The organism is Anaerobutyricum hallii (assembly GCF_900209925.1).
Lineage (GTDB): Bacteria > Bacillota > Clostridia > Lachnospirales > Lachnospiraceae > Anaerobutyricum > Anaerobutyricum soehngenii.
The window spans coordinates 3,443,483-3,464,848 of the sequence record NZ_LT907978.1; the positions used below are offsets into that span (position 1 = coordinate 3,443,483).

Here is a 21,366-nt window from a genome sequence, read left to right on the forward strand (position 1 = left end):
AGATTAGATTATCCGAGTTTTCGGACAGTCTCCCCAGATTTTATATTTCTTACCGTCTTTTTGAGTACCCTCATCTCCACTGGTTTTGAAATATGTGCAGTCATACCGGCTGCCAGAGAATGTTGTATATCTTCTGAGAACGCATTGGCGGTCATGGCAATGATCGGAATTGTCTTTGCCAGTTCATGTGAACTTCTGCGGATTGCTTTTGTTGCTTCATAGCCGTTCATAACAGGCATCTGCACATCCATCAAAATCATGTCATAATCCCCCGGAGCAGACTGTTCAAATGTCTCTAAAACCTTTTCGCCGTTTTCACAAATCGTACACTCGGCATCCTCAATCTTTAACAGTTCCATAAGGATTTCTGCATTTAACTCATTATCCTCAGCACAAAGGAACCTCATTCCTTTTAGGATATTGACATCCGGCTCCTCTTTTTCTACCTGAGATGCTAGTGAAACAGACCTTTCTTCTGCGATTTTCAAATCCATAAGCACTTCAAAACAGCTTCCCTGTCCCGGCTCACTCTCCACATCAATGGTACCTCCCATCGCTTCAACCAGATTTCTGGTGATAGCCATGCCAAGACCGGTTCCCTGTATCTTATTTGTAAGAGAGTTTTCCGCGCGGGTAAATGCATCAAAAATCTTGTCTTTGAAATCAGCCGACATTCCCATACCATTATCACTGACTAAAAAACGGTACTTTGCATAGACAAAAGAATTGGTCTCACATTCTTCTACTAAAAACTGGATTGCTCCACCCTCCTGTGTATACTTTACTGCATTGGAAAGCAGGTTACTGAAAATCTGCATTAGATGAACCTGATCACTATTCACCCACTCGTGCCGGATGTTTCCTTTCATAAACGTAAGTGTCTGATTTTTTTCATCTATCTGTGAATGAAATATTGTATTAAGTTCCTCCATAAAATCCAAAATAGAAAAATCAGTGTACTTAAAAATAGTTTTTCCTGCCTCAATCTTGCTCATATCCAAAACATCATTAATGATTCCCAGCAGATGCTGTGATGATGTATCTATTTTATCTGCATACTCTATTACCTTTGCCTTATCACCCGCATCATGTCTTAGCAATGATATAATACCAATAATCGCATTCATCGGTGTACGAATATCATGTGACATATTTGCAAGGAAACTGCTCTTTGATCTGTTCGCTTCCTGTGCCACCTGAAAAGCCTCTTCTGCCGCCAGATTCGCCTTCCGCAGTTCTGTATTTACATTTTCCAGTTTGATATTATTTTCTCGTTCCACAAGAATTGCTTCCTGCTGATTTCTACGCATAACAAAAGAAATTCCCAGTATAACACAGACAGCTACGATAACCGTAAATATAACGATAAATAGCATGATAAAATTGACAAGTTCTAATGTATTCGTAGCAACATACTCTGCCGGAACAAGAAAAATCAGTGTCCATTCGGCATTTTCCATTCTTTTTAGTGCATAAAAATATTCTGTTCCATCCAGTACTGCATTAGAATAACTACAGCCTTTTTCTTCCAGTTCCGTCTTTGTTTTTGCAAAAGAAGAATTATGGAGATATTTCATCTTTTGCAAAACAGAAAATACATTATGCCCCTTAATCAGTTCCACTTTATTACTATTGAACAGTTTAAATCCATTATCATCTAAAACATATACACTATTATTCCTGTCATATGCATCGCAGTTAAAATAAGGATTTAACTGTTCCATGTTCTGAGCAATTCCAAAATAACGAATCGTCGTTTTCTTTTTTCTATTTTGAAGCTGTATCGGTTTTGACAGACGTTTTAGAAACACCATCTCTGACTGATTATCTGTCATAGAATCAAAAACGAAACTAATCTGCTTAGGATTATCTTCAAAATAATCGAGATCACGAAAAAGTCCTCTGTTTCCACGTTCTGTATAATATCCGCCTTCTGAATCCACTGCCATCAATGTAATCTTCTGCTCTTCATATGCTGATAATTCATACTTCTTTTTCATATATTTACAGAGTTCATCTATCGTCTGTACATTTGCTTCTCGCAGATAATTACATTCTTCCGTTACCCGGTTCCAGTGGGAATCGATCACATCCTCCAGATTTTGAAACATCTGATGAGTAACCTCTTCCATCTGATTCAATCGTTCCTCATAGATAATATTCTGAATATAAGTTTGATACAGGAAAAAGAATGCCAAAAGCATCGCTATACCAGTCATACAACAGCCCAATATTAAGTTTCGGTAATCGTTTGCCTTCTGCATTCTTCTCCTCCAATCATTTCCATTCAGCGTCTGCTTCACTTAAAGTCTTAAACTTTCCAAAAAACTCTTTTGCGGCATCTATACCTACAATGCCACTGTCTGTTACTTCCGTTTCTGATTTTAGTTTATCACTGATTCCGGAAATAGCAACCTGATAGGTCTTATCTTCTTCCAGTTTCATCGGACTTACTAATATATAAGAGTAATTATTTCCTGTACCAACTGCATCGTATCCCTCTTTATATAAATCCTGAATCTGTTTTCCTGTTAATCTGACGGTCTGGATTGTCCGAGACCAGCCTGTAGGAATAATAGTACTGAGATCATCAACAGTAATATCTTTTGTATACAATTTCCCACTCACACCGTCATTATTCTGCTCCAATCCATTTCCACTGATCCATGTTCCGAGAGAAACAAGCGCCAGATCACTGTTCGTTGCCTGTGCAAAGCATCTGCCTACCAATTTCGCACAGTTTTTCTGTGAAATATCTTCCGTTGTCGTAGTAATAACTTCCGGTTTATTATTTACCACGCTTTTCTGGTCATCTTCAAGCTGCTTTACTACATCTTTTATCGTTGCTTTGTTCTGCATATATTCCAGCATCTTTGTTCCTGTAGTAACCAGTGTATTTTCCCATCCTGTGTAAATAAGCGGTGCTGTATTTCCTGCATTGATCGCCTCTGCAATATCACCATAATAGGTATCGTCTGCTTTTGCATCCTTAAATGGCAGAAGACTTGCTTTTAGTGATTCCTCTGGATAAAGGGAAGATGTTCCTTCCACCGTAGACAACACTTCCATCACCTTTAACGCATCTTCAAGCTTCTGTGAATCGTTCTCAAGCTGTTTATTCAGTCCATAATAACGACCCACCGATAATATGTAGACATTTTTACTTCCATCTTCTGAAAGATACGGCATCAGCCCGAATTCATCTGTTGTAGCATCTGAGTCTGTAATACCATTCTGTGAGCCAAGCATGAACAGAGTATTTCCCTTGATAAAATCCTCTCTTGTTACTGCATCATCAATTGGATCACTGTTACTGCCATCGAGCATACCAAGATCTTTCCATTTCTCGATATATTCCATGCTGTCCATCATGCCCTTTGTCGTACTGACATTTGCTTTTCCTGACAAATAATCCTTCTGCCACTGTCTTCCATCTAGAGAACTTAAAAATCCTGTGTCGGCAATATTACATAAATACTGAAAACCATATCCCGGATACTGAATCTGGGGCAGGCATAACTGAACCCCTGCTTTCTCTGCCTCTTTTGCAAGCTGTTTAAGTTCCCCAAAAGACTGCGGAAGTGTCCATCCATATTTCTTTAACAATGTTTTGTTATAAGTAATACCGAAACAGTTATATGCAGACGGAAGCATATAGATTGCCCCGTCATCTGATACCTCTTTGAGACGAGACTCTACATAATTATCCGTAAAAGCATATCCTGAAAGATCAAGCATCTTGTCACTGAGGTCCTGCTGTTCCGGGTCATAGAGCGTAAGTGTACAGATATCCGGCAGATCATTTTCCTCCATGATCGTATTTAGGTATACCGTTGTATTTGCCCCACTGTATGGAACTACTTTAATATTAACCTCTGGATATGTTTTATGCACTTCTTTTATAAAGCTATCAACATCCATATAAGGGGCCATGAAGGTAATAGGTTCATGTTTCTTTGAATTCACATCTTTTTTCCCACATCCCACAATCCCAGTTACTGCTATACAGAGCAAAACGAGACATACCCTTCGTATCTTTTTGATCTTCATACTTTTCTCCTCTCATTTTATCTTCCAAAAATCTGATCCAGATTCTCCAGAATTACCTCTGAACTGATTGGTTTTGCAATATGACCATTCATACCTGCTTTGATCGCTTTTTTACGGTCCTCCTCAAAAGCATTTGCCGTCATCGCGATAATCGGTATATTCGCACATTTTGTACTATTCAATGTACGTATCTCCCTTGTCGCTGTATATCCATCCATCTTTGGCATCTGAATATCCATGAAGATCAGATCATAGTTGCTGCCTCTTTCAGATGACATGATATTCACAGCATCCGTGCCATCCTCAGCAACATCCACATTCAGGCCAATTTCCTCCATGATTGCTGTTGCGATCTCACGATTCAGCTCATTATCCTCTACAAGAAGAACTTTCTTCCCTGCATAGCTTCTCTGACTCGCTGCCTGAATCTTCTGATTCTCATTCTGAATGAGTTTTCTTTGTTCCGGACTCATCAGCACTTCCCGCAATTCGGAAAGAAACAGTGGTTTTGATACGAACGCAGTAACTCCCGCTTCCCTTGCCTCCTGTTCAACATCTGACCAGTCATAAGCAGTCAGAATAATAATCGGACTCTCCGGTCCGACTACCATGCGGATTCTTCGGACAGTTTCGATTCCATTCATATCCGGCATCAGCCAGTCAATGATATAAACTTTAAATTCCTGATTCTGTTCATAAGCTTCTCTCGCACGAAGTACTGCCTCTTTTCCGGAAGTAGTCCAATCTGCTGTCATCTCGATCTCACGCAGCATCTTGCTTACACTCATGCATGTTTCCGCATCATCGTCCACCACAAGTGCTCTGGCACCTTTCAGTTCCGGAATAGGTTCCCTTTTTACCGTTACTGCTGATGTTTCACATTCAAGTATAACTGTAAACTCTGTTCCTTTTCCAACTTCACTTTCAACCCGAATCGTACCTCCCATCATATCCACGATATTTTTGGTAATCGCCATCCCAAGACCGGTTCCTCTGATTCCATTCTCCGTAACAGTATGTTCTCTTGAAAATGGGTCAAACACTTGCTTACAAAACTCCGGTGACATTCCGATTCCGTTATCTTTCACACTAAAGATTACTGTTGTATATCCCTCTCTTCTGCACGGTTTCTCCAAAACGCGAATGTTAATCATCCCGCCGACTGGTGTGAACTTCACAGCATTACTGATAATATTCAGAAGTACCTGCGTCAAACGCAGCTTGTCGATAATAATATCTTCATGAAATACATCCTGTGTATCAATATAAAGATCCTGCTGCTTAGAATAAACAGATCCCTGAATGATTGTTCTTAAATCATGCAGAATATCTGGCAAATGTACCGTTGTATATTCAATCCTGACAGAGCCACTCTCAATTCTGCTCATATCCAGCACATCATTGATCAGACTAAGCAGATGTTGACTGGATGTCTGAATTTTTTTCAGATAATCCAAAACAAGCTCTGTACTGCCAATATGTGTTGTTGCAAGTGCAGTAAATCCAATAATCGCATTCATCGGCGTGCGGATATCATGAGACATATTATTTAAAAACGCTGTCTTCGCCCGGTTCGCATGTTCAGCGGCTGCAAGTGCATTTCTCAGATTCTTATCCTGTTCTATCTCATGTTCTTTTTCTTCTGTCATATCACGGTTCGCAACCAGAACAGTATTCAATTTTCCATCTTTATCATATCCCTGCGGTACAATGATTATCGTCAGCCATCTTTCATCTACTGTCTGCGCTGTAAAACTCAACGTTTCGTGTTCTTCCAGACGCTTTGCCACCGTACTCATATCAACAAATTCCCAATAGGCTTCCTGAAATGGTTCTGCAATAACCTGCTGTATCAGTTCTTCCAGATGTGCTTTAGAGAGTATGTCCCCTTGCTGATCCGGCTTCATATCTTTTGAAGATTTTACGATTTCTATTTCCTCTGTTTTTAAATTTACAAGAGAAATAGAGGAATAGGCATGACCAAGTGCATTGATCACGCGAAGTCTCTTTTGATCCTGAAGGATACTTCTCTTTTCTGTTCTGTTCCTTAGCACTCGATAAAATAAGAAAATAAGCAGTGCAAGCAGAGCATAGATCACGCATATTGTATTGCGTGTAATGTATACCTGATGTTTCGGGAAAAAAACGTATGCATTATAGTCTTTTATCTTCTCCTGGCGCCCGTACCAATTTCCATTCTTTGAACGAAGATGGACGATTACATTTCCACCTGACTTAAATTCATTTTCATACAAAGACTTTGCGCCCTCTACAGAACTAGAAACAAGGTTCTGTTTATTTGTACTGACAATCTTATCCTCATCACAGATTGCAACACATCCATTCATTTCAAAAGGAAAATTTGAAAACAACGATGCCATCGTCAGGTCTCCGTTTATCTCATTTACTTCCTCTTTCTGCGCATATGCAATTAAGATACCTGACGCATCCTGCCTTGCCACCGCTGCAAAATCATAGAGTTTTCCTTCATTTCTCAGACGGGTCGTATACGTTTTTTCCGGATGTTCGACAATATCACGTACATAATCACTTTCAATCAGCTTCTGCCACAACGGCGTCGCATCTCCATCCCTCGTAGTCTGTTCTATCACCTTCAGCTTCTTATCTAGCACAAGTATTCCTGTCAGACGCTGTTCTTTTGCGTACTTATCCAGCATTTCTGCTCTAAAATTCCCTTCCTGCGCTATGACACGGCTCAATTCTGTTGTTTTATCCATAAGACGTACCAGACTCTTCACCTGATCATTCGTATCATAAATCTCATAACTTTCAATCCGCGTTTTTACAAAGTCAAATGTCTCATTCAGTGTACGATTTAGCTTCTTATTATCACTTGCTGTCAGCAGAGAAAAGATTAGGATTCCAACAAAAATCAGCGTAAACACCAGTAAACATGCATTTCTATCAAACTTTTTTTCTGTACCTGAGGCATCTGCGACCTCATCTGTCTACTCATTTTGTTCTCCTTCCAGCAGAATTTCGTCCGCATCCAATCCATATTTTGTAACTATTTTTTCTGTAATTCCTTCCCTCTGCAATTTTTTAAGTGTTTCTGTAAGATCTGCTGCAACTTCCTCGTGCGTTCCTTTTTTAAAAGCCACTCCAAGTTCTGATTTATAAATACTTTCATCCAACATTCGGTAAGCATCCTTACCTTCTTTCACCAGACTGCCAAGCATTGCCTCATGCCCGGCAATCGCATCTACATAATTCTTTCTAAGTGCCGCATAAATTTCATTCGTTGTAGAAAAACAGTTCACCTGCTGCATCTGTGGAAGATCTGACTTAATATTATGAAGAAAAAGATCCTCTGCCTTTGTAGTTGCCTGCACTGCAATCCTCTTTCCTTTCAGATCCGAAAGTGTTTGGATTTCGCTCTCATTTTTTACAACTACCATCTGGCGGCTGTACAGGTATGGACCTGCCCACTGATATTTGTCTTCTCTTCCATTCATGGAATAGCTGCTCCACAGACAGTCTACTGTTCCATCTGCCAAAAGTTCATCCTTATCTTCCCAGACTATATTCTCAAACTTTGGCTGATATCCCAGCCTCTGAAATGCTTCCTTAGCAAGTTCCACATCAATACCTTTATATTTGCCATCACTTGTCTGATAACTGTAAGGTTCAAAATAATCCATTCCAATAATAATCTCCGGCAGTTCACTATCAGCCGCTTTCTCTTTCTTTACTCCACATCCTCCCAGCATAAGACTGCAAGTCAGAAGAAATGCAGCAATACAAATTCTGTTTCCTCGGGTACGGGAGCTATTCTTTCGATTCCTTCGATTCTTTCTCATATCCTATTCCTTAATTTTAGATACCTATTCTATATGTACTACTTTTCTTGTTTCCTGATCATTTCCGCTAACATCGACAGCAACTTATCGACTTGGATCGGCTTTGCTATATGACCATCCATTCCAGCTGCAATAGCCTCTCTCTTATCTTCTTCAAATGCATTTGCTGTCATTGCAATGATAGGTATCCTCGCCTTATCCTTATCTGGTAAATTCCTGATTGCCTGTGTTGCTTTATAACCGTCCATTTTGGGCATCTGGATATCCATGAGGATTATATCATATGTTCCTGCCGGCATCTTTGTTATCCTATTTACACACTGAATACCATCTTCCACACGTTCTATCTTAAGACCAGCACGTTCAAGTATTGCTTCTGCAATCTCCGCATTCAGATCATTGTCCTCTGCCAAAAGGATATTCCTGCCTTCAAGGACTTCACTGCCTGTTCCAGAACTTTCAACGTGTTTTTTTACATAATAGTTTGCATCCGCTATCCTATGCTTTAATGTAACTGTAAAGGTGCTACCCTTTCCAAGCTCACTCTCTACAGTTATTGTTCCACCAAGCAGTTCAACATATTTCTTAACTATTGACATTCCAAGTCCACTTCCTGCGATTTTACTCTTTGTAGTGTTCTGCTCACGTGTGAATGCCTCGAAGATCCTTGTCTGATAATCCGCACTCATACCGATTCCGGTATCGCTCACTCTGGTCCTCACGATCATGTACCCAGACTCATCGCATGGTAATTCAGCTACGTTCATCATAACAGAACCACCAGCCGGAGTATATTTTAAGGCATTGCTCAGGATATTGACAAATATTTCTTTTACTTTGATAGTATCTGTCAGCACATGCTCATGCTCTACATTTATCGTATAATGAAGTGCAATATTCTTTTTCTTTGCTTCATCATCAAATATTTCAAATAAAGTCTGCCGGATTTCTTCAATCCGGCCATAGTTCTCATCAATTTCCATTTTTCCACTCTCAATCCGGGCCATATCAAGTACATTATTTATGATTGACAAAAGAAGCTTTCCTGACTGCTGCAGTTTTTCCAAATGTTCTGAAGTTTCAGGCAGTTCTTTTTCTTTTAGTTCATCCTCCATAAGCTGTGCATAGCCCAGAATTGCATTCATAGGAGTACGGATATCATGCGACATATTATTAAGAAAACAGGTCTTTGCGAGACTGGCAGCTTCTGCTTTTTTCAGAGCGATTTCCAGTTTATTATTGAGCTTTTGTGTATCATTTGCCGCAAGCTTTGCAACAGATTCTGCTTTCCTTGCCTTTTTTAAAAGTACGAGGATAATGCCAATTATGCTGAGTGCAAAAAATCCTGTGGCGACAAAAAAAGCAAGCATATTGTCTTTTACAAAATCCAAAAATGTTACCTTATCTGCTGTACTGTCATAAATAGCAAGTGCACTTGTAAGCATATCTGACGGCATGGCCTTCAAGGTTTTATTCAGTATCGACAAAAGATGTCCCTCTCCTCCACTTACTGCAAAGCATGCTTCCATTGTTTTTGTAAGTGGAACACTCTTGAAATCTCGATCGTTATCATATTTCAGCGCCTGGCTGGTTCCCATGAGAAAACAGTCTGCTTTTTCATTCATGACCATATCTGCCGCATCAGCAAGTGAATCACAATCTACAAACTTCCATTGGGGATAACTGAAAGCCATATGCTGCTTTAAGGCTTCTTTTTCCTTTGGCACAGCTACTGTATATACCTCATTCTCATTAAAATATTTCTCGTCAGTTACTGCCATCAGGCTGTAGGTCCAGGCTGTATTTGTAAGTGCATAACCTTTTTTTTCTGCAAGGTCAGGATTTCTGCTCGCATAAAAAATCATGTCAATTTCATGCTCCTGTAATGCCCGAAGCATTTCGTCATAATCGTCATATGACTGTATATTAAATTCCAGCGTCTGATTTCCCAAACAGTCTTTTGCGTAAGAGATATACTCCGTCAGTGTACCGGTAAGTTTTCCAGTCTCTTCGTCCATAGAAAATACCGCCGTATCATTATTCAAAAATCCTATCTTTATAGGCCCATGTTCTTCCAGCCATGATTTTTCTTTGCCTGTAAGAATCTGGATATAATCAAGAGTAAAATACTTCTTATACAAATCTGTCTTAAAAAAAGGACTGTCTTTATCCAACTGACTCATAGCCCAGTCCAACTCCGTCTTGATATCGCTTCTTTCTTTGTTTATTGCAAAATATATACCTGATTTACCAACATTGGTAACAGATGATATTCCCTGTTCAGACCAGATGGATTCCTCTAGAGACACAAAACAATCAACCTCATGATTCGCTAATTTCTTTTCGACATCGTCATTATTATACACATTTACATGCTCTGTATGTATGCCATTCTTATTCTCCCACTCTGTCAGCATAATTTCTGATTCTGTACCCATGAGTACACCTACACGTTTCCCATCTAGAGACTTGAAATCAGATGTCATAATATCCGTATGTGACAGATCCGCATAAAGAACATAGTTTTCCTCGCCCATCGGCTCCTCTGAAAAAAGCATCTTTTGTGCACGTTCATCGGTGTAAGAGATATCGCCCATGACATCAATCTCACCATTTTCAAGCTTATCAAAACAGTTGGACCAGTCACATTTCACATACTCGAATTTCCATCCGGCATAGCCTGCGAGCGCCTGCATCAGTTCGTAACCAAATCCTCGTCTGACACCGTTTTTATCGACATAATTAAAAGTATCTTCAAATGAACCGACACGTATGATCCTCTGCTTCTTCCTCTGCGTGTCTGCTTTTTTTGTTTCCTGTTGCGTTGTATCATCCACTACCGATTGACCTGTTGTTGCTGCTACATTTACAGGAACACAAACCGATAAAGTTAGGCATAATACAAATATGCTCAAACAGAAACAGCAGATTCTCTTTAAAATATGATTCACTTGATTTAAATTTTTTTGCTGCATATTATTCCTTTCCACAATTTAATTTATCAATCATGGTTTTATTATGTATATGTAGTTTATGTTCCAAATACCTGATCAAAAACTAATCCATATCCCTGCATTTTATTATCCTTTACGTATATTATATAACACCACTTTACAACTTTTTTGTAAAAAAATATCATACCGAACTTTCTGATGTATAATGAATTTGCCACAAAACATTACAAAGAAAAGTGACTCCGTATGATAAAATATTATACAATGAAAAAACTCTGATGGGTAGACTTCATCAATATTTTTTGATTTATTTTTCAAGAATGCCCCGGCATTCTTGCTGCGAGATGCGCGTCATGCAATGCATGACATACTTCTTCTGCGCATCTCTGCAATCCTGCCGGAGGCTATATCAGATGGGAGATTGACTCCCTCACTGATACTGATTTATTGCTCGCCACCTACAGAGGTGGGAGTCATCTCACATCTGATATAATTTTATCACGTATTAAAGATATTAAAGGCTTACGGCTATAGAATCCAGCCTGCCTATACCGACTTTTATATATCAAAACACACGCCGCATTTTTATCTTTTAAAAACCATCCTTTCTGTTGGAAATCAAACATACAAGATATATTTATAATATTATAATCCTAATAAAAACAAAAGTTAAATATTATTGATGGAGGTAAAAATGATACGAAAGATTATTCGAATTGATAAAGAAAAATGTAATGGCTGCGGTGCCTGTGCAGATGCCTGCCATGAAGGTGCTATTGATATCATTAATGGAAAAGCAGAATTGGTAAGAGAACATTTTTGTGACGGACTAGGCGATTGTCTCCCGGAATGTCCAACAGGAGCCATTTCCTTTGAAGAAAGAGAAGCACCGGAATACGATGAAAAAGCTGTAAAAGAAGCTCAGAAAAAAATATTAGCAAAAAATCAGACAATGACTGCACATGTCGGCTGTCCTGGATCTAAAAGTATGCAGATTCAGCGAAAGGAAACATCTGAAACAAAAAAACTATCTTCAACCGCAGATCAAGTATCAAGACTTCAGAACTGGCCGGTACAGATTAAACTGGCACCTGTCAGTGCACCATATTTTAACGGTGCAAAACTTCTGATCGCAGCCGATTGTACTGCTTACGCTTACGCAAGTTTCCATCAGGATTTTATCCGAAACAAAATAACATTAATTGGCTGTCCTAAATTAGATCAGGTAGATTATAGTGAGAAACTGACTGCGATCATTCAAAAGAACAATATCCAAAGTGTAACGATTGTAAGAATGGAAGTTCCATGCTGCGGCGGTCTTGAGATGGCAGCCAAAAAAGCACTTCAGAATAGTGGAAAATTCATTCCCTGGCAGGTTGTAACGATAAGTATTGACGGAAAATTATCGTAACTCTCGCAAGCGGTAAAAAGAAAAAAGCAGTGAAAGCAACCGTTAAATAAACATTTGAGAATATTTTTTGAAGTCACCCCTATATAATATAAATGGGAAGACTGTAGACAAAAGGGGGCTGTCGCATTAAAAATTAGTGCGACAGCCCCACATCTATAGTAATGCATTGGGTCAACGAATCTTTTCTTTTATAAATATTTCATCATTGCTGGCACAAGAATGTTCATATCAACAGGCTTTGCAACATGAGCATTCATTCCAACAGAAAGAACCTTTTGTGCATCTTCTGCGAAAGCATTGGCAGTCTCAACAATACATCCTTCTTCCTGATATAAATTTTGTACTTCGATTCTGATTTTACCTCTTCGTTTTACATCAAATTTAAATGATTCTAAAAACTTATGTAGATTCGTGAAAAACTCATGTTTCCCAGTTCCAATCAGACTAATATTTTCATCAAAGTAATTCTCCATTCCATCTTACATCCAGTTAAGCAAACTTGAAGTTATCAGATACTTCAGTGTCTGTTTAAATATTCCATTATTTGATTTTGTAATACTTCAAGCATGCTTCCCACATCACTTGTAAGCATTTTAATTTCACAATGATATTGGTTTTGGGGATTTCGATTTTTATCTTTAAAAGTGACATATGTACGCCCATCTTCTGTTTCATATACACACTTGGCATGTGAAACCGCATTTCGAATATGTCTATAATAGTCAATCGTAGATAACTCACTGCTAGATTCTCCGGGATATGTTGTGGTTACACTTAGTCTATATAATTGAAGGTTTTTTTTTAAATCATCCCCCCATAAATTAATAATTCCATCATCAAGACCTGAAAGGATTTCTTTTGGCATCACCAAAAGAATATAGAGAAACATTTGCATTGTAGCTGGATTTCCCAAGCCTGACGCTTTCAGAATCTTTTTAAAATTGTCATTATTTTCAACAAAAGTAATGTTTTCATTGTAGTAGTCACTGTTTAAAAAATCTCTGTTGGATAATTCTTCAAGTAAAGAAGTCATAGCTAATGCTTGACAAAAAATAGACTCTTGTTTAGTTAAATTCATTGTGTTCTCCTTTTCAAATTATAACTTTTTATTATGCCAGATACTATAAACTTGATACAATGGTCGGCATCATTCTACACGTAACTAACCGTTCTGAAGAACCTGTATCATTTTCTTAAAAGATTCTCTGAAACGCTCATCGTCCTCTGATGTTCGCTTTCTTGGCCCTTTTAAGTGATTCTTTCTAGATGCCCTTCGTGCTTTCTTGTTCAAATGCCGTTCCATAAGCATCTGGTCAATATTCTCATTGGTATACCATTTCCCAGATTGATGAATTGCATATGCACCTTTTCCAAGTGCCATTGCTGCCACTCCATAATCTTGCGATACAACAATATCCCCTTTATGGCAAATGCTGATCAATTTATAATCCACTGCATCTGCTCCGGCTCCAACTACAATCACCTCACTGTAGTCAGAGGATAACACATGGTTTGTATCACACAACAATGTCACCGGAACATTGTGCTTTTTTGCAACTTTTTCAACAATACCCACTACCGGGCAGGCATCTGCATCAACAAAAACTCTCATACTATTTTCTCCATACCTGGCTTAATTCCTTGGATTACAATGGATGCCCAAGTTTCTTTTTCTCTCCGAGATAAACCAAATATTCCTATCGTATCATGATTTCCTTTATTTTCAAAACAACTATAGTAATATCCCATCTTTGACAGTTGAAGAGTAAAAAAACGGTTGCAAAGCCAGTAAAATCAAGGCTTGTATCCGTTTTTTATCTCGTAGCGATATGTGCTTTTATGCTATATTTTTTTGCCTATTCAGTATTCCATACTTCTTAATACTGTCCTGAAGCTCCTGCATCCGGTTGTCGAGTATTACCTTAAACGGATGATTGTTGAATGACACTAATCTCTCCATTTCAATTTCAACAACCTTTTCATCCTGTTCTCTAAGATCTGTTTTCTTCAATTTTACGATTTCTCAATTTTTCAAACTTGAAGTTATTACTCTGTCAGTCGATTCTCCTCGCCCCAGACACAGAGCTGATCCAGCACCTTCATCAGCGACTTTCCACGCTCAGACAAGGAGTACTCCACCTTCGGCGGAATCTGCGGATACTCGGTGCGGACGATCAGTTTGTCTGCTTCCAGCTCCTTGAGATTCGTGCTGAGAGTCTTGTCGGAAATGGTTTTCAGATACCGTTTCAACTCATTGAATCGCACGGTTTCAAACTCCATCAGGCAGTAAAGAATGACCATCTTGTGCTTGCCGGAGATCAGCGACAACGTGTGGGCGAAGTATTTCGAGATGGCTTAAGGCTGTAAAAGTAAGGTATGCAGAAAAGGAGCTTTCGAATAAGCGAAGGCTCCTTCTTAAAATATATAGATTTCACAAATCCCTATCGATATACATTCTTCTGTCATAGATGTATAAGGATTTTGCACAGTTCGTTTTTTTCATAAAACTTATTCTGTTTTTCAACTTCTGTGATATAATGCTTTATTATAATAATTCCCATAGACAAAATGAGGTGAACCAAGTGAAAAAGAAAACACTTGTGCCTCTTATCACTTTTTTACTGGGCATATGCCTTATTAGTTTGATTGTATACAAAACAGACACCCACGAAAAAGAGCAGAGACACATAACAGCACAATTAAACGTAACCAACTATGGCGAACGAATAAAGAATGAAATTATAAATGGAATTGAGATCACAGATACCTTGAAGCAAATCTTAATAAGTGAAAATGGCGAAATCCATCAGTTTGAAACAATTGCCGGAAATATTATGTCTGATTCTATTGAAAGTGTACAGCTCGCTCCTAATGGTGTTGTTACAGATATTTATCCGGCTAATGGAAATGAGGCAGGTAAGATTGATTTGATCCATGATAAAGACCGCGGAAAAATTTCCTGTTACGCAAGAGACAACCATACAATCATTACGCAGGGCCCCTTCAAATTAAAACAGGGAGAATATGGAATTGCAGTCCGCAATCCCATATACCTGAAAGATAAAAACGGACATGAGTATTTCTGGGGATTTACTATTGTTATCCTGCGTGTTCCGGATATTTTTTCAGATTCAATCAGTGCACTTTCAAATTTTGGATACGAATACAAAATTTCAAAAACAGACGCTCCATGGAGTGATACTTATAAAGTGGTTTATCAATCAGATGGGCAAATAAATCATCCTGTTTCTTATACTTTTAAAATAGGAGATGAAAACTGGAAATTTGAAGTAACTCCTAAAAGTGGATGGAGAAATGCCACATTACTGATAATCATCATCGGAATGTTTCTTACAATAAGCCTTCTCCTGTCAGTTCTTAGCAGAGTATGGTTAGTAGAAAAAGAACATAAGAAAAAGTTTCAGATACTGGCGCGCACAGATTCTCTTACAAATATTTATAACCGCTATGGATTTGATGAATTTGCAGAAAAAATGATTCAAAAAAATCCAAAAGCACATTTTGTGGCTGCGCTCCTTGATATCGATGATTTCAAGTTTATTAATGATATCTATGGACATAATTACGGAGACAGGGCATTAAAAAATCTTGCAGACAGCATGAAGGCTTTTTTCCCATCCGATGCATTACTTGGAAGAAATGGTGGTGACGAATTCTGCATTCTTTTACCAAATTGTACCTTTGCAGAAGCAGCTATACAGCTGCAGAAATTCACCAAACTTCCTAAATCATTCTCATACCATGGTAAGGAACATGCATTTTATATTTCTCTAGGATATGCAGAATATCCAACATTTGCATCCAATCGTTCACAACTCATGCGCTGCGCAGATGCCGCTCTTTATGAAATAAAACTTCATGGAAAAAATGGATGTATGGTCTACAGAGAAGGACTTCGGTCAGGTGCCCGCAAACAACTTGGATTCGCATTCAAGGATATCTCTGAACATCTTCCAGGTGCATTCATCATATACAGAGCTGACAAAGAAGATGATGAACTATTTTTTGCAAATGATGAATTTCTTCATATGTCAGGATATAAAGATATAGATGAACTGTTCAGACTTACTAAGAAAAGTTTTCGCAACTTGATCCGGGAAGATGAACAGCAACAGATAGAATCAAGTATCTGGGAACAGATTGACAGTGGTAATGAAAATGACTATATTCACTTCCATCTTCGAAAAGCTGACGGAACTTATTTTTCTGTGCTTGATCATGGAAGAATTGTAGAGAGCCCGCAATACGGGAAAGTATTTTATGTATTGTTCATGGATTGGGAAGATATGCATATTCGTTACAATGATAAATTCGCAAAATAATAAAATATTGCAAAAAACAGAGCGTATGATCTATTTTCATATAATGTTTATGTCGGCAAGCTCTATCAAAAGGAAATCGACTTTGTTGCTCAGAGAAGCAACGAGAAGTTTTATATTTCCTTTACTCATTTTTAACTTTTCTGATTAGCGGCTTATCTTGCGAAGAAAGCCAAGCACCTACAATCATTAACACAAGTGCGACAAAGTAAGTAACATCAGGTATTTCTCTAAAGATAATCAACGAAAGAATTGCCGCTATAAATGGAGCAACGGCATAATAAGCACTTGTTCGTGCTGCACCAAGTAATCTTTGTGCATATACATAAAAGTAAATACTCAATCCGTATGCCACAAATCCTACACAAAGAACAGCAACGATACTCCAAAGTGCCTCTATCCGTTCTCCAATAAACAAGCCGATAATGAGGGAACCGATACCCGAAAATATTCCTTTTAGCAGAACAATCTGCAATGGATCTTTTGACGATATTTTTCGAGTGCAATTATTCTCAAACCCCCAACAAATGGTGGAAAGTAAAACAAATAACGAACCATATGAGAAACGCAGACTTGATACATCTTCAAAAGACAGTATTCCACAGGATAACGTTACAAAAAATATTCCAAACCACAATCTTGTGCTAATTTTTTCTTTGAATACCATAAGGGCAATTATCGCTGTTGCTACAATTTCAAAGTTATTAAGTAACGACGCATTTGCGGCAGTTGTAGAGTTTAGACCAAACAGCAAACAAATAGGAGCAGCAATATCTAAAACTATCATTGCAATGGTGTATGGTAATTCTGATTTTGTTAATTTCAATTCTTTTGCTTCATATTTCTTTATTTTCCGCATAAGAGCAATAAATATCATTCCTATTCCTGCACCAACATAAAGAAAACCAGCCATTAAAGTAGGCGGCATAAATTCAAGCAATATCTTTGAAAAAGGAGCATTTATGGCATACAGTACTGCTGCAAGTATCGCAAATGCTATCCCTTTCTTGATTTTCTGTTCAGTTTCCATTTTCTTGACACCTCCAAAGTACTACGATATAATTTGTATGTTATCTAACATCTTGTTCGATTATATCATTAGCATATTTAGGCGAACAATAATTAAATCAAAAGAAATGTACGTTATTGAACATTTCTTCAAATTTGTACGGAGGAAGATAATGGATAGACGACAGCAAAAGACACGAGAAGCAATTTTTCATGCATTCAGCACATTGCTTGAAAAGAAAAGCTACAATCATATCACAGTACAAGAAATACTTGATACCGCAAACATCGGCAGAAGTACCTTTTATGCCCATTTTGAAACGAAAGACGAATTATTAAATGCAGTCTGTAAGGAACTGTTCGGACATATCATCGACAGTGCTATGGATAAAACTCATATACACGGGCTTTACTCAAATGAAGAACTGCCACAATCTGTTTTTTGCCATCTTTTACAGCATTTGCAAGAAAATGATAACAATATTTTAGGATTACTATCTTGTGAAAGTAGCGAAATTTTCCTTCGTTACTTTAAGGATAGCTTAAATGAATTGGTACAAACACAATTTATAAATCACAACCGCAAGCGAAATCAAGACTTACCCCAAGAATTTCTTGTTAATCATATTTCAGGAAGCTTTGTAGAAATGGTTTTATGGTGGTTGAAAGATAAAAAAAAACATACACCAGAAGAATTAGATTACTATTTTCGTGCTGTTATTGAGCCGATTTTATAAAAAATTAAGTGGGCAACAAATCTCATTTTGATATCGTTGCCCACTATTTATAATTACTCCTTTTTTACAAATGTGTGTCTAATGCATAAGCCCTTATAATTATTCGTTTTTGCCACTTTTATACATTTTCTATTCATTTTTTGCTAATGGAGAGCTTATTTTTCGCTAAGTTGTCGTGCGATTTATTAGAATGGAATTTTTGAAACAGCCAGCACCTTGAATGGGCTGGCTCTTTCAATGTCACCTGTAATTGACAAACTGGAATTGTTCGAACTTTTCAAATACTAACGTCCTTAATTCTGTTCAATAATTGATTTATAGTAGTTACCAAAGTCAGCAAGTGAATTAACAATTGGAAGCATTTTTGTTCCGAGTTCCGTTAAGCCGTATTCAACTCTCGGTGGCTGCTCATGGTAATCGTGGCGATATGCCAGCCCATCACTCATCATTTGTCTTAAACTATCTGTCAAAACCTTTTGTGAAATACCATCTATACTTCGTTGTAGCTCATTGAATCTCCATGGACGCTCTTTCAAGTTACGCAAAATCAGCAGTTTCCATTTTCCTCCGATAAGAGATACTGCTGTTGCAACTGGGCATTCCGGTAATTCTTCTTTTGCTCGCATAATTCTCACCTCCGAGTCTATTGTAACACATTCATTTTTGAGTGTACAGTTACAAAAAGGTGCGTACTTGTTTTTGTATGTGCCTCATACTATACTAATACCAAGCAACCAGAAACTACAAATTAACTATGGAGGTTATTATGGCAAATTACACAAAAACAACTATTGGAAAGGAAAACCGAATTGAGCTGCATGAAAAGTTGTCTTTAACAGGTGCAGAAATCAGTTTGAACGAACTACCTGCAGGAGCAAATGTCCCATTTGTTCATTCTCATAAAGAAAATGAAGAAATCTATGGAATTCTTTCAGGTAACGGCAAAGCCATAATTGATGGAGAAGAAATTAGCCTTTCAACTGGAGACTGGCTAAAAATCGCACCTGCTGCAAAGCGTCAGTTTTTTGCATCCGATATTTCTGGAATTACTTATATCTGCATTCAGGTAAAAGAAAATTCTCTGGAACATTTTACAGCAGAGGATGCCGTAATCGGCTAATTAAAAGTATTTATTTACAAAAATGCACAGTTCACGATAAGCTAAGAACTGTGCATTTCTTTTTTGTTCAATATTACGTTTTCTCAATTTTTTAAACAAGAAGTTATCAGTGATTATCTTTTAGAAAACAGCCAACTACAGCAACGCCAAATCCAAGAACACCTAGGACATATCCCCCAAAATTATTTGTTGTCACAGCAATTCCTAAAGGTATTATTGCAATCCCCAATAACTCAATCTTAATTCCTTTCATCGCAAATACCTTCGTTACAAACTGAAATTTAGCCTTTTAAACCTTTCGCTTGCCTGTCCATATCTTCAATAACAATGTCGTAAATTTCTCCAAACTTGAAGTTATTACTTTCTGCATAGTGTGTTTCCTAAAATGATATTTACCACGACATCAACCAAAATAATCCCCAATGCAATATATACAAAAAATGCAGGCAAAATATTTTCAAACAAGCCCATAGTTAATGCAAGAATTGCTATAATAGACATTCCAATTCCCATTGTTCTGCATAACTTCTTTTCATCATATTTTTCCTTTTCTTCATTTGAAGCTGTATTATATCCAGAAATGAACCAGCTTCCATGTCCAGAAAGTAAAATAATAGAAAGTACAGCAAATATCGCAAAGACAATCCACACTATCCAATCAGAGCCTGTTGCTAAATCTGCTAATTTCATTTACATACTCCTCCTTAAATTCCATTTTCTTAATTTTATAAACTTGAATTTTACAAGTAAAATGACCGAAATTATTTATTTGCTATTTCTACGATCATTATGCTCTTAGTATTTCATTTTATCTTGATACATCTGTTCATCGATTCTATTCATAAAATCATCTATTGTTTCGTTACTTAGATTAGTTATTGCGTATCCCATAGATGCAGATAACTGATACGGTTTATCGTTCTTTTCATTCTCTGTTACAAAATTCTTTTTAGCAGATTTGATTATTTTTTGTATGAGCTGATCATCTGTTGTATTTAGCATTATAACAAATTCATCACCAGCATATCTTGTTACTACACCATATTCAGAGAACGATTTCCGAAGTAAATCAGCAACAATACACAATGCCAGATCTCCTTCTGCGTGTCCGTAGTTATCGTTAATCTGTTTAAATCCGTTCAGATCAATCATAATACCGGATACCCAGCAGTCCTTTTTATTACAGGCTCGCTTATGTAAAAATTCCAGATACACGCGATTATATAATCCTGTAAGGCAATCTGTAAAAATAATCTCGTTTTTTAGTGCTGTCATTATTCCCGCGACCGATATTGCAATAGATGTCCAGGTGATTGCAATTTCAACGAAAAATGCCTGAATAACTACCCCTAATATAACAGGAATTAGAAATATATGTACTGGAAATAATTTTAAACTGCCATTTTTTTTAACACGCTTAACATACAAATACAAGCTGTCCAAAATGTAAAAAGCAGCAAAAATCAGAAAAATAATATATGCGAATCCTCTCTGATACCTACCATCACTCACCGAAAATACCAATGGATAAAAAATATTGATTACTAACAGTACAATAGAAATAAGTCCAATTGTTCGGTAAATATTTCTGCGTATATCAGAAAATGGGATATTCATATGTACCATTATGAATTTAGCCCACAAATATCCAATCATTACATTCCCTAAAAAGAGCCCTGATCCGCTCAGAAAGACCAAAACTTTGATAACTATATTAGAACTGCCAGCAAGATAATAAACGCAACAGTCAGAAATATTGGCAATCCCTATAGCTGCCATCATTTGCTGTAGAAGTCGCATATCTCTGTCGTACTCCGCTTTTTGTCTGTTAGCGAGATACAACGTTCCAATTAGCAGTATACTAATAATATTTGCTGTAAGTACAGAAAATGAAAGATTCATATCCATAGCAAGTCTCCTTTAAA

At 37.5% G+C, this 21,366-nt stretch carries 19 protein-coding genes and 1 pseudogene; 5 read left to right on the plus strand and 15 right to left on the minus strand.

The features are described from left to right. Nucleotides 1-8: 8 nt before the first annotated feature. The 5 genes from EHLA_RS15595 to EHLA_RS15615 all read right to left on the minus strand — a co-directional run bounded on the left by EHLA_RS15595 (nucleotide 9) and on the right by EHLA_RS15615 (nucleotide 10,846). On the minus strand, nucleotides 9-2,264 hold the full coding sequence (locus tag EHLA_RS15595) for an ATP-binding protein (protein ID WP_096241462.1): 2,256 nt from the start codon (nucleotides 2,262-2,264) through the stop codon (nucleotides 9-11). 13 nt (nucleotides 2,265-2,277) lie between these two features. Then, a complete protein-coding gene (locus tag EHLA_RS15600) occupies nucleotides 2,278-4,050 on the minus strand; it encodes an ABC transporter substrate-binding protein (protein ID WP_096241463.1) in 1,773 nt (590 codons plus the stop codon). Between the two features lie 17 nt (nucleotides 4,051-4,067). Then, nucleotides 4,068-6,956, minus strand: a complete 2,889-nt coding sequence (locus EHLA_RS15605) for a response regulator (protein ID WP_242970749.1) — start codon at nucleotides 6,954-6,956, stop codon at nucleotides 4,068-4,070. Between the two features lie 63 nt (nucleotides 6,957-7,019). Continuing rightward, nucleotides 7,020-7,871, minus strand: a complete 852-nt coding sequence (locus EHLA_RS15610; RefSeq protein ID WP_096241464.1) for a substrate-binding periplasmic protein — start codon at nucleotides 7,869-7,871, stop codon at nucleotides 7,020-7,022. Nucleotides 7,872-7,909: 38 nt separating this feature from the next. Continuing rightward, complete coding sequence (locus EHLA_RS15615) at nucleotides 7,910-10,846, minus strand: transporter substrate-binding domain-containing protein (RefSeq protein WP_096241465.1); 2,937 nt, start codon at nucleotides 10,844-10,846, stop codon at nucleotides 7,910-7,912. A gap of 673 nt (nucleotides 10,847-11,519) precedes the next feature. Here EHLA_RS15615 and EHLA_RS15620 point away from each other — a divergent pair. After that, nucleotides 11,520-12,236: a 4Fe-4S binding protein gene (locus tag EHLA_RS15620; RefSeq protein WP_096241466.1), complete on the plus strand. Its 717-nt coding sequence runs from the start codon at nucleotides 11,520-11,522 to the stop codon at nucleotides 12,234-12,236. 188 nt (nucleotides 12,237-12,424) lie between these two features. On the opposite strand, the gene EHLA_RS16750 is transcribed toward EHLA_RS15620, so the two are convergent. The 5 genes from EHLA_RS16750 to EHLA_RS15645 form a co-directional block, all read right to left on the minus strand. After that, nucleotides 12,425-12,709 (minus strand): hypothetical protein, encoded by a 285-nt coding sequence (locus tag EHLA_RS16750; protein ID WP_242970750.1) that lies wholly within the window; start codon nucleotides 12,707-12,709, stop codon nucleotides 12,425-12,427. A gap of 44 nt (nucleotides 12,710-12,753) precedes the next feature. Continuing rightward, nucleotides 12,754-13,314 carry a hypothetical protein gene (locus EHLA_RS15630; protein ID WP_096241467.1) on the minus strand — a complete coding sequence of 187 codons (561 nt, stop codon included), beginning with the start codon at nucleotides 13,312-13,314 and terminating at the stop codon, nucleotides 12,754-12,756. Between the two features lie 84 nt (nucleotides 13,315-13,398). Continuing rightward, a complete protein-coding gene (locus EHLA_RS15635) occupies nucleotides 13,399-13,848 on the minus strand; it encodes a YaiI/YqxD family protein (protein WP_096241468.1) in 450 nt (149 codons plus the stop codon). Nucleotides 13,849-14,073: 225 nt separating this feature from the next. Next, on the minus strand, nucleotides 14,074-14,247 hold the full coding sequence (locus EHLA_RS16480) for a hypothetical protein (protein WP_205677385.1): 174 nt from the start codon (nucleotides 14,245-14,247) through the stop codon (nucleotides 14,074-14,076). A 35-nt stretch (nucleotides 14,248-14,282) separates the two neighbouring features. Continuing rightward, complete coding sequence (locus tag EHLA_RS15645; protein ID WP_096241469.1) at nucleotides 14,283-14,588, minus strand: winged helix-turn-helix transcriptional regulator; 306 nt, start codon at nucleotides 14,586-14,588, stop codon at nucleotides 14,283-14,285. 230 nt (nucleotides 14,589-14,818) lie between these two features. Here EHLA_RS15645 and EHLA_RS15650 point away from each other — a divergent pair, with 230 nt between their 5' ends. Continuing rightward, the gene (locus EHLA_RS15650) at nucleotides 14,819-16,579 is read left to right on the plus strand and encodes a diguanylate cyclase domain-containing protein (protein ID WP_096241470.1); all 1,761 of its coding nucleotides are present in this window, start codon (nucleotides 14,819-14,821) and stop codon (nucleotides 16,577-16,579) included. A gap of 39 nt (nucleotides 16,580-16,618) precedes the next feature. After that, nucleotides 16,619-16,696, plus strand: a pseudogene (locus tag EHLA_RS17095) (ATP-binding protein); the annotation flags it as partial. Nucleotides 16,697-16,700: 4 nt separating this feature from the next. Here EHLA_RS17095 and EHLA_RS15655 read toward each other — a convergent pair. Continuing rightward, complete coding sequence (locus tag EHLA_RS15655) at nucleotides 16,701-17,606, minus strand: DMT family transporter (RefSeq protein WP_096241471.1); 906 nt, start codon at nucleotides 17,604-17,606, stop codon at nucleotides 16,701-16,703. Between the two features lie 151 nt (nucleotides 17,607-17,757). Here EHLA_RS15655 and EHLA_RS15660 point away from each other — a divergent pair, with 151 nt between their 5' ends. Continuing rightward, entirely contained in the window at nucleotides 17,758-18,321 is a 564-nt protein-coding gene (locus EHLA_RS15660) for a TetR/AcrR family transcriptional regulator (protein WP_096241472.1), read from the plus strand. 293 nt (nucleotides 18,322-18,614) lie between these two features. Here EHLA_RS15660 and EHLA_RS15665 read toward each other — a convergent pair whose 3' ends face one another. Next, nucleotides 18,615-18,947, minus strand: a complete 333-nt coding sequence (locus EHLA_RS15665; RefSeq protein WP_008373705.1) for a winged helix-turn-helix transcriptional regulator — start codon at nucleotides 18,945-18,947, stop codon at nucleotides 18,615-18,617. A 140-nt stretch (nucleotides 18,948-19,087) separates the two neighbouring features. On the opposite strand from EHLA_RS15665, the gene EHLA_RS15670 reads away from it, so the two are divergent. Then, entirely contained in the window at nucleotides 19,088-19,441 is a 354-nt protein-coding gene (locus tag EHLA_RS15670) for a cupin domain-containing protein (protein WP_004614173.1), read from the plus strand. A gap of 106 nt (nucleotides 19,442-19,547) precedes the next feature. Here the strand turns inward: EHLA_RS15670 and EHLA_RS16485 are convergent, their stop codons facing one another. From EHLA_RS16485 to EHLA_RS15680, 3 genes are all read right to left on the minus strand, one after another. Then, nucleotides 19,548-19,694, minus strand: coding sequence for a hypothetical protein (locus EHLA_RS16485; RefSeq protein WP_167513785.1), 147 nt, complete (start codon nucleotides 19,692-19,694; stop codon nucleotides 19,548-19,550). A gap of 104 nt (nucleotides 19,695-19,798) precedes the next feature. Then, nucleotides 19,799-20,131, minus strand: a complete 333-nt coding sequence (locus EHLA_RS15675) for a DUF3784 domain-containing protein (protein WP_096241473.1) — start codon at nucleotides 20,129-20,131, stop codon at nucleotides 19,799-19,801. A 105-nt stretch (nucleotides 20,132-20,236) separates the two neighbouring features. Beyond that, complete coding sequence (locus tag EHLA_RS15680) at nucleotides 20,237-21,349, minus strand: GGDEF domain-containing protein (protein ID WP_096241474.1); 1,113 nt, start codon at nucleotides 21,347-21,349, stop codon at nucleotides 20,237-20,239. Nucleotides 21,350-21,366 lie beyond the last annotated feature (17 nt).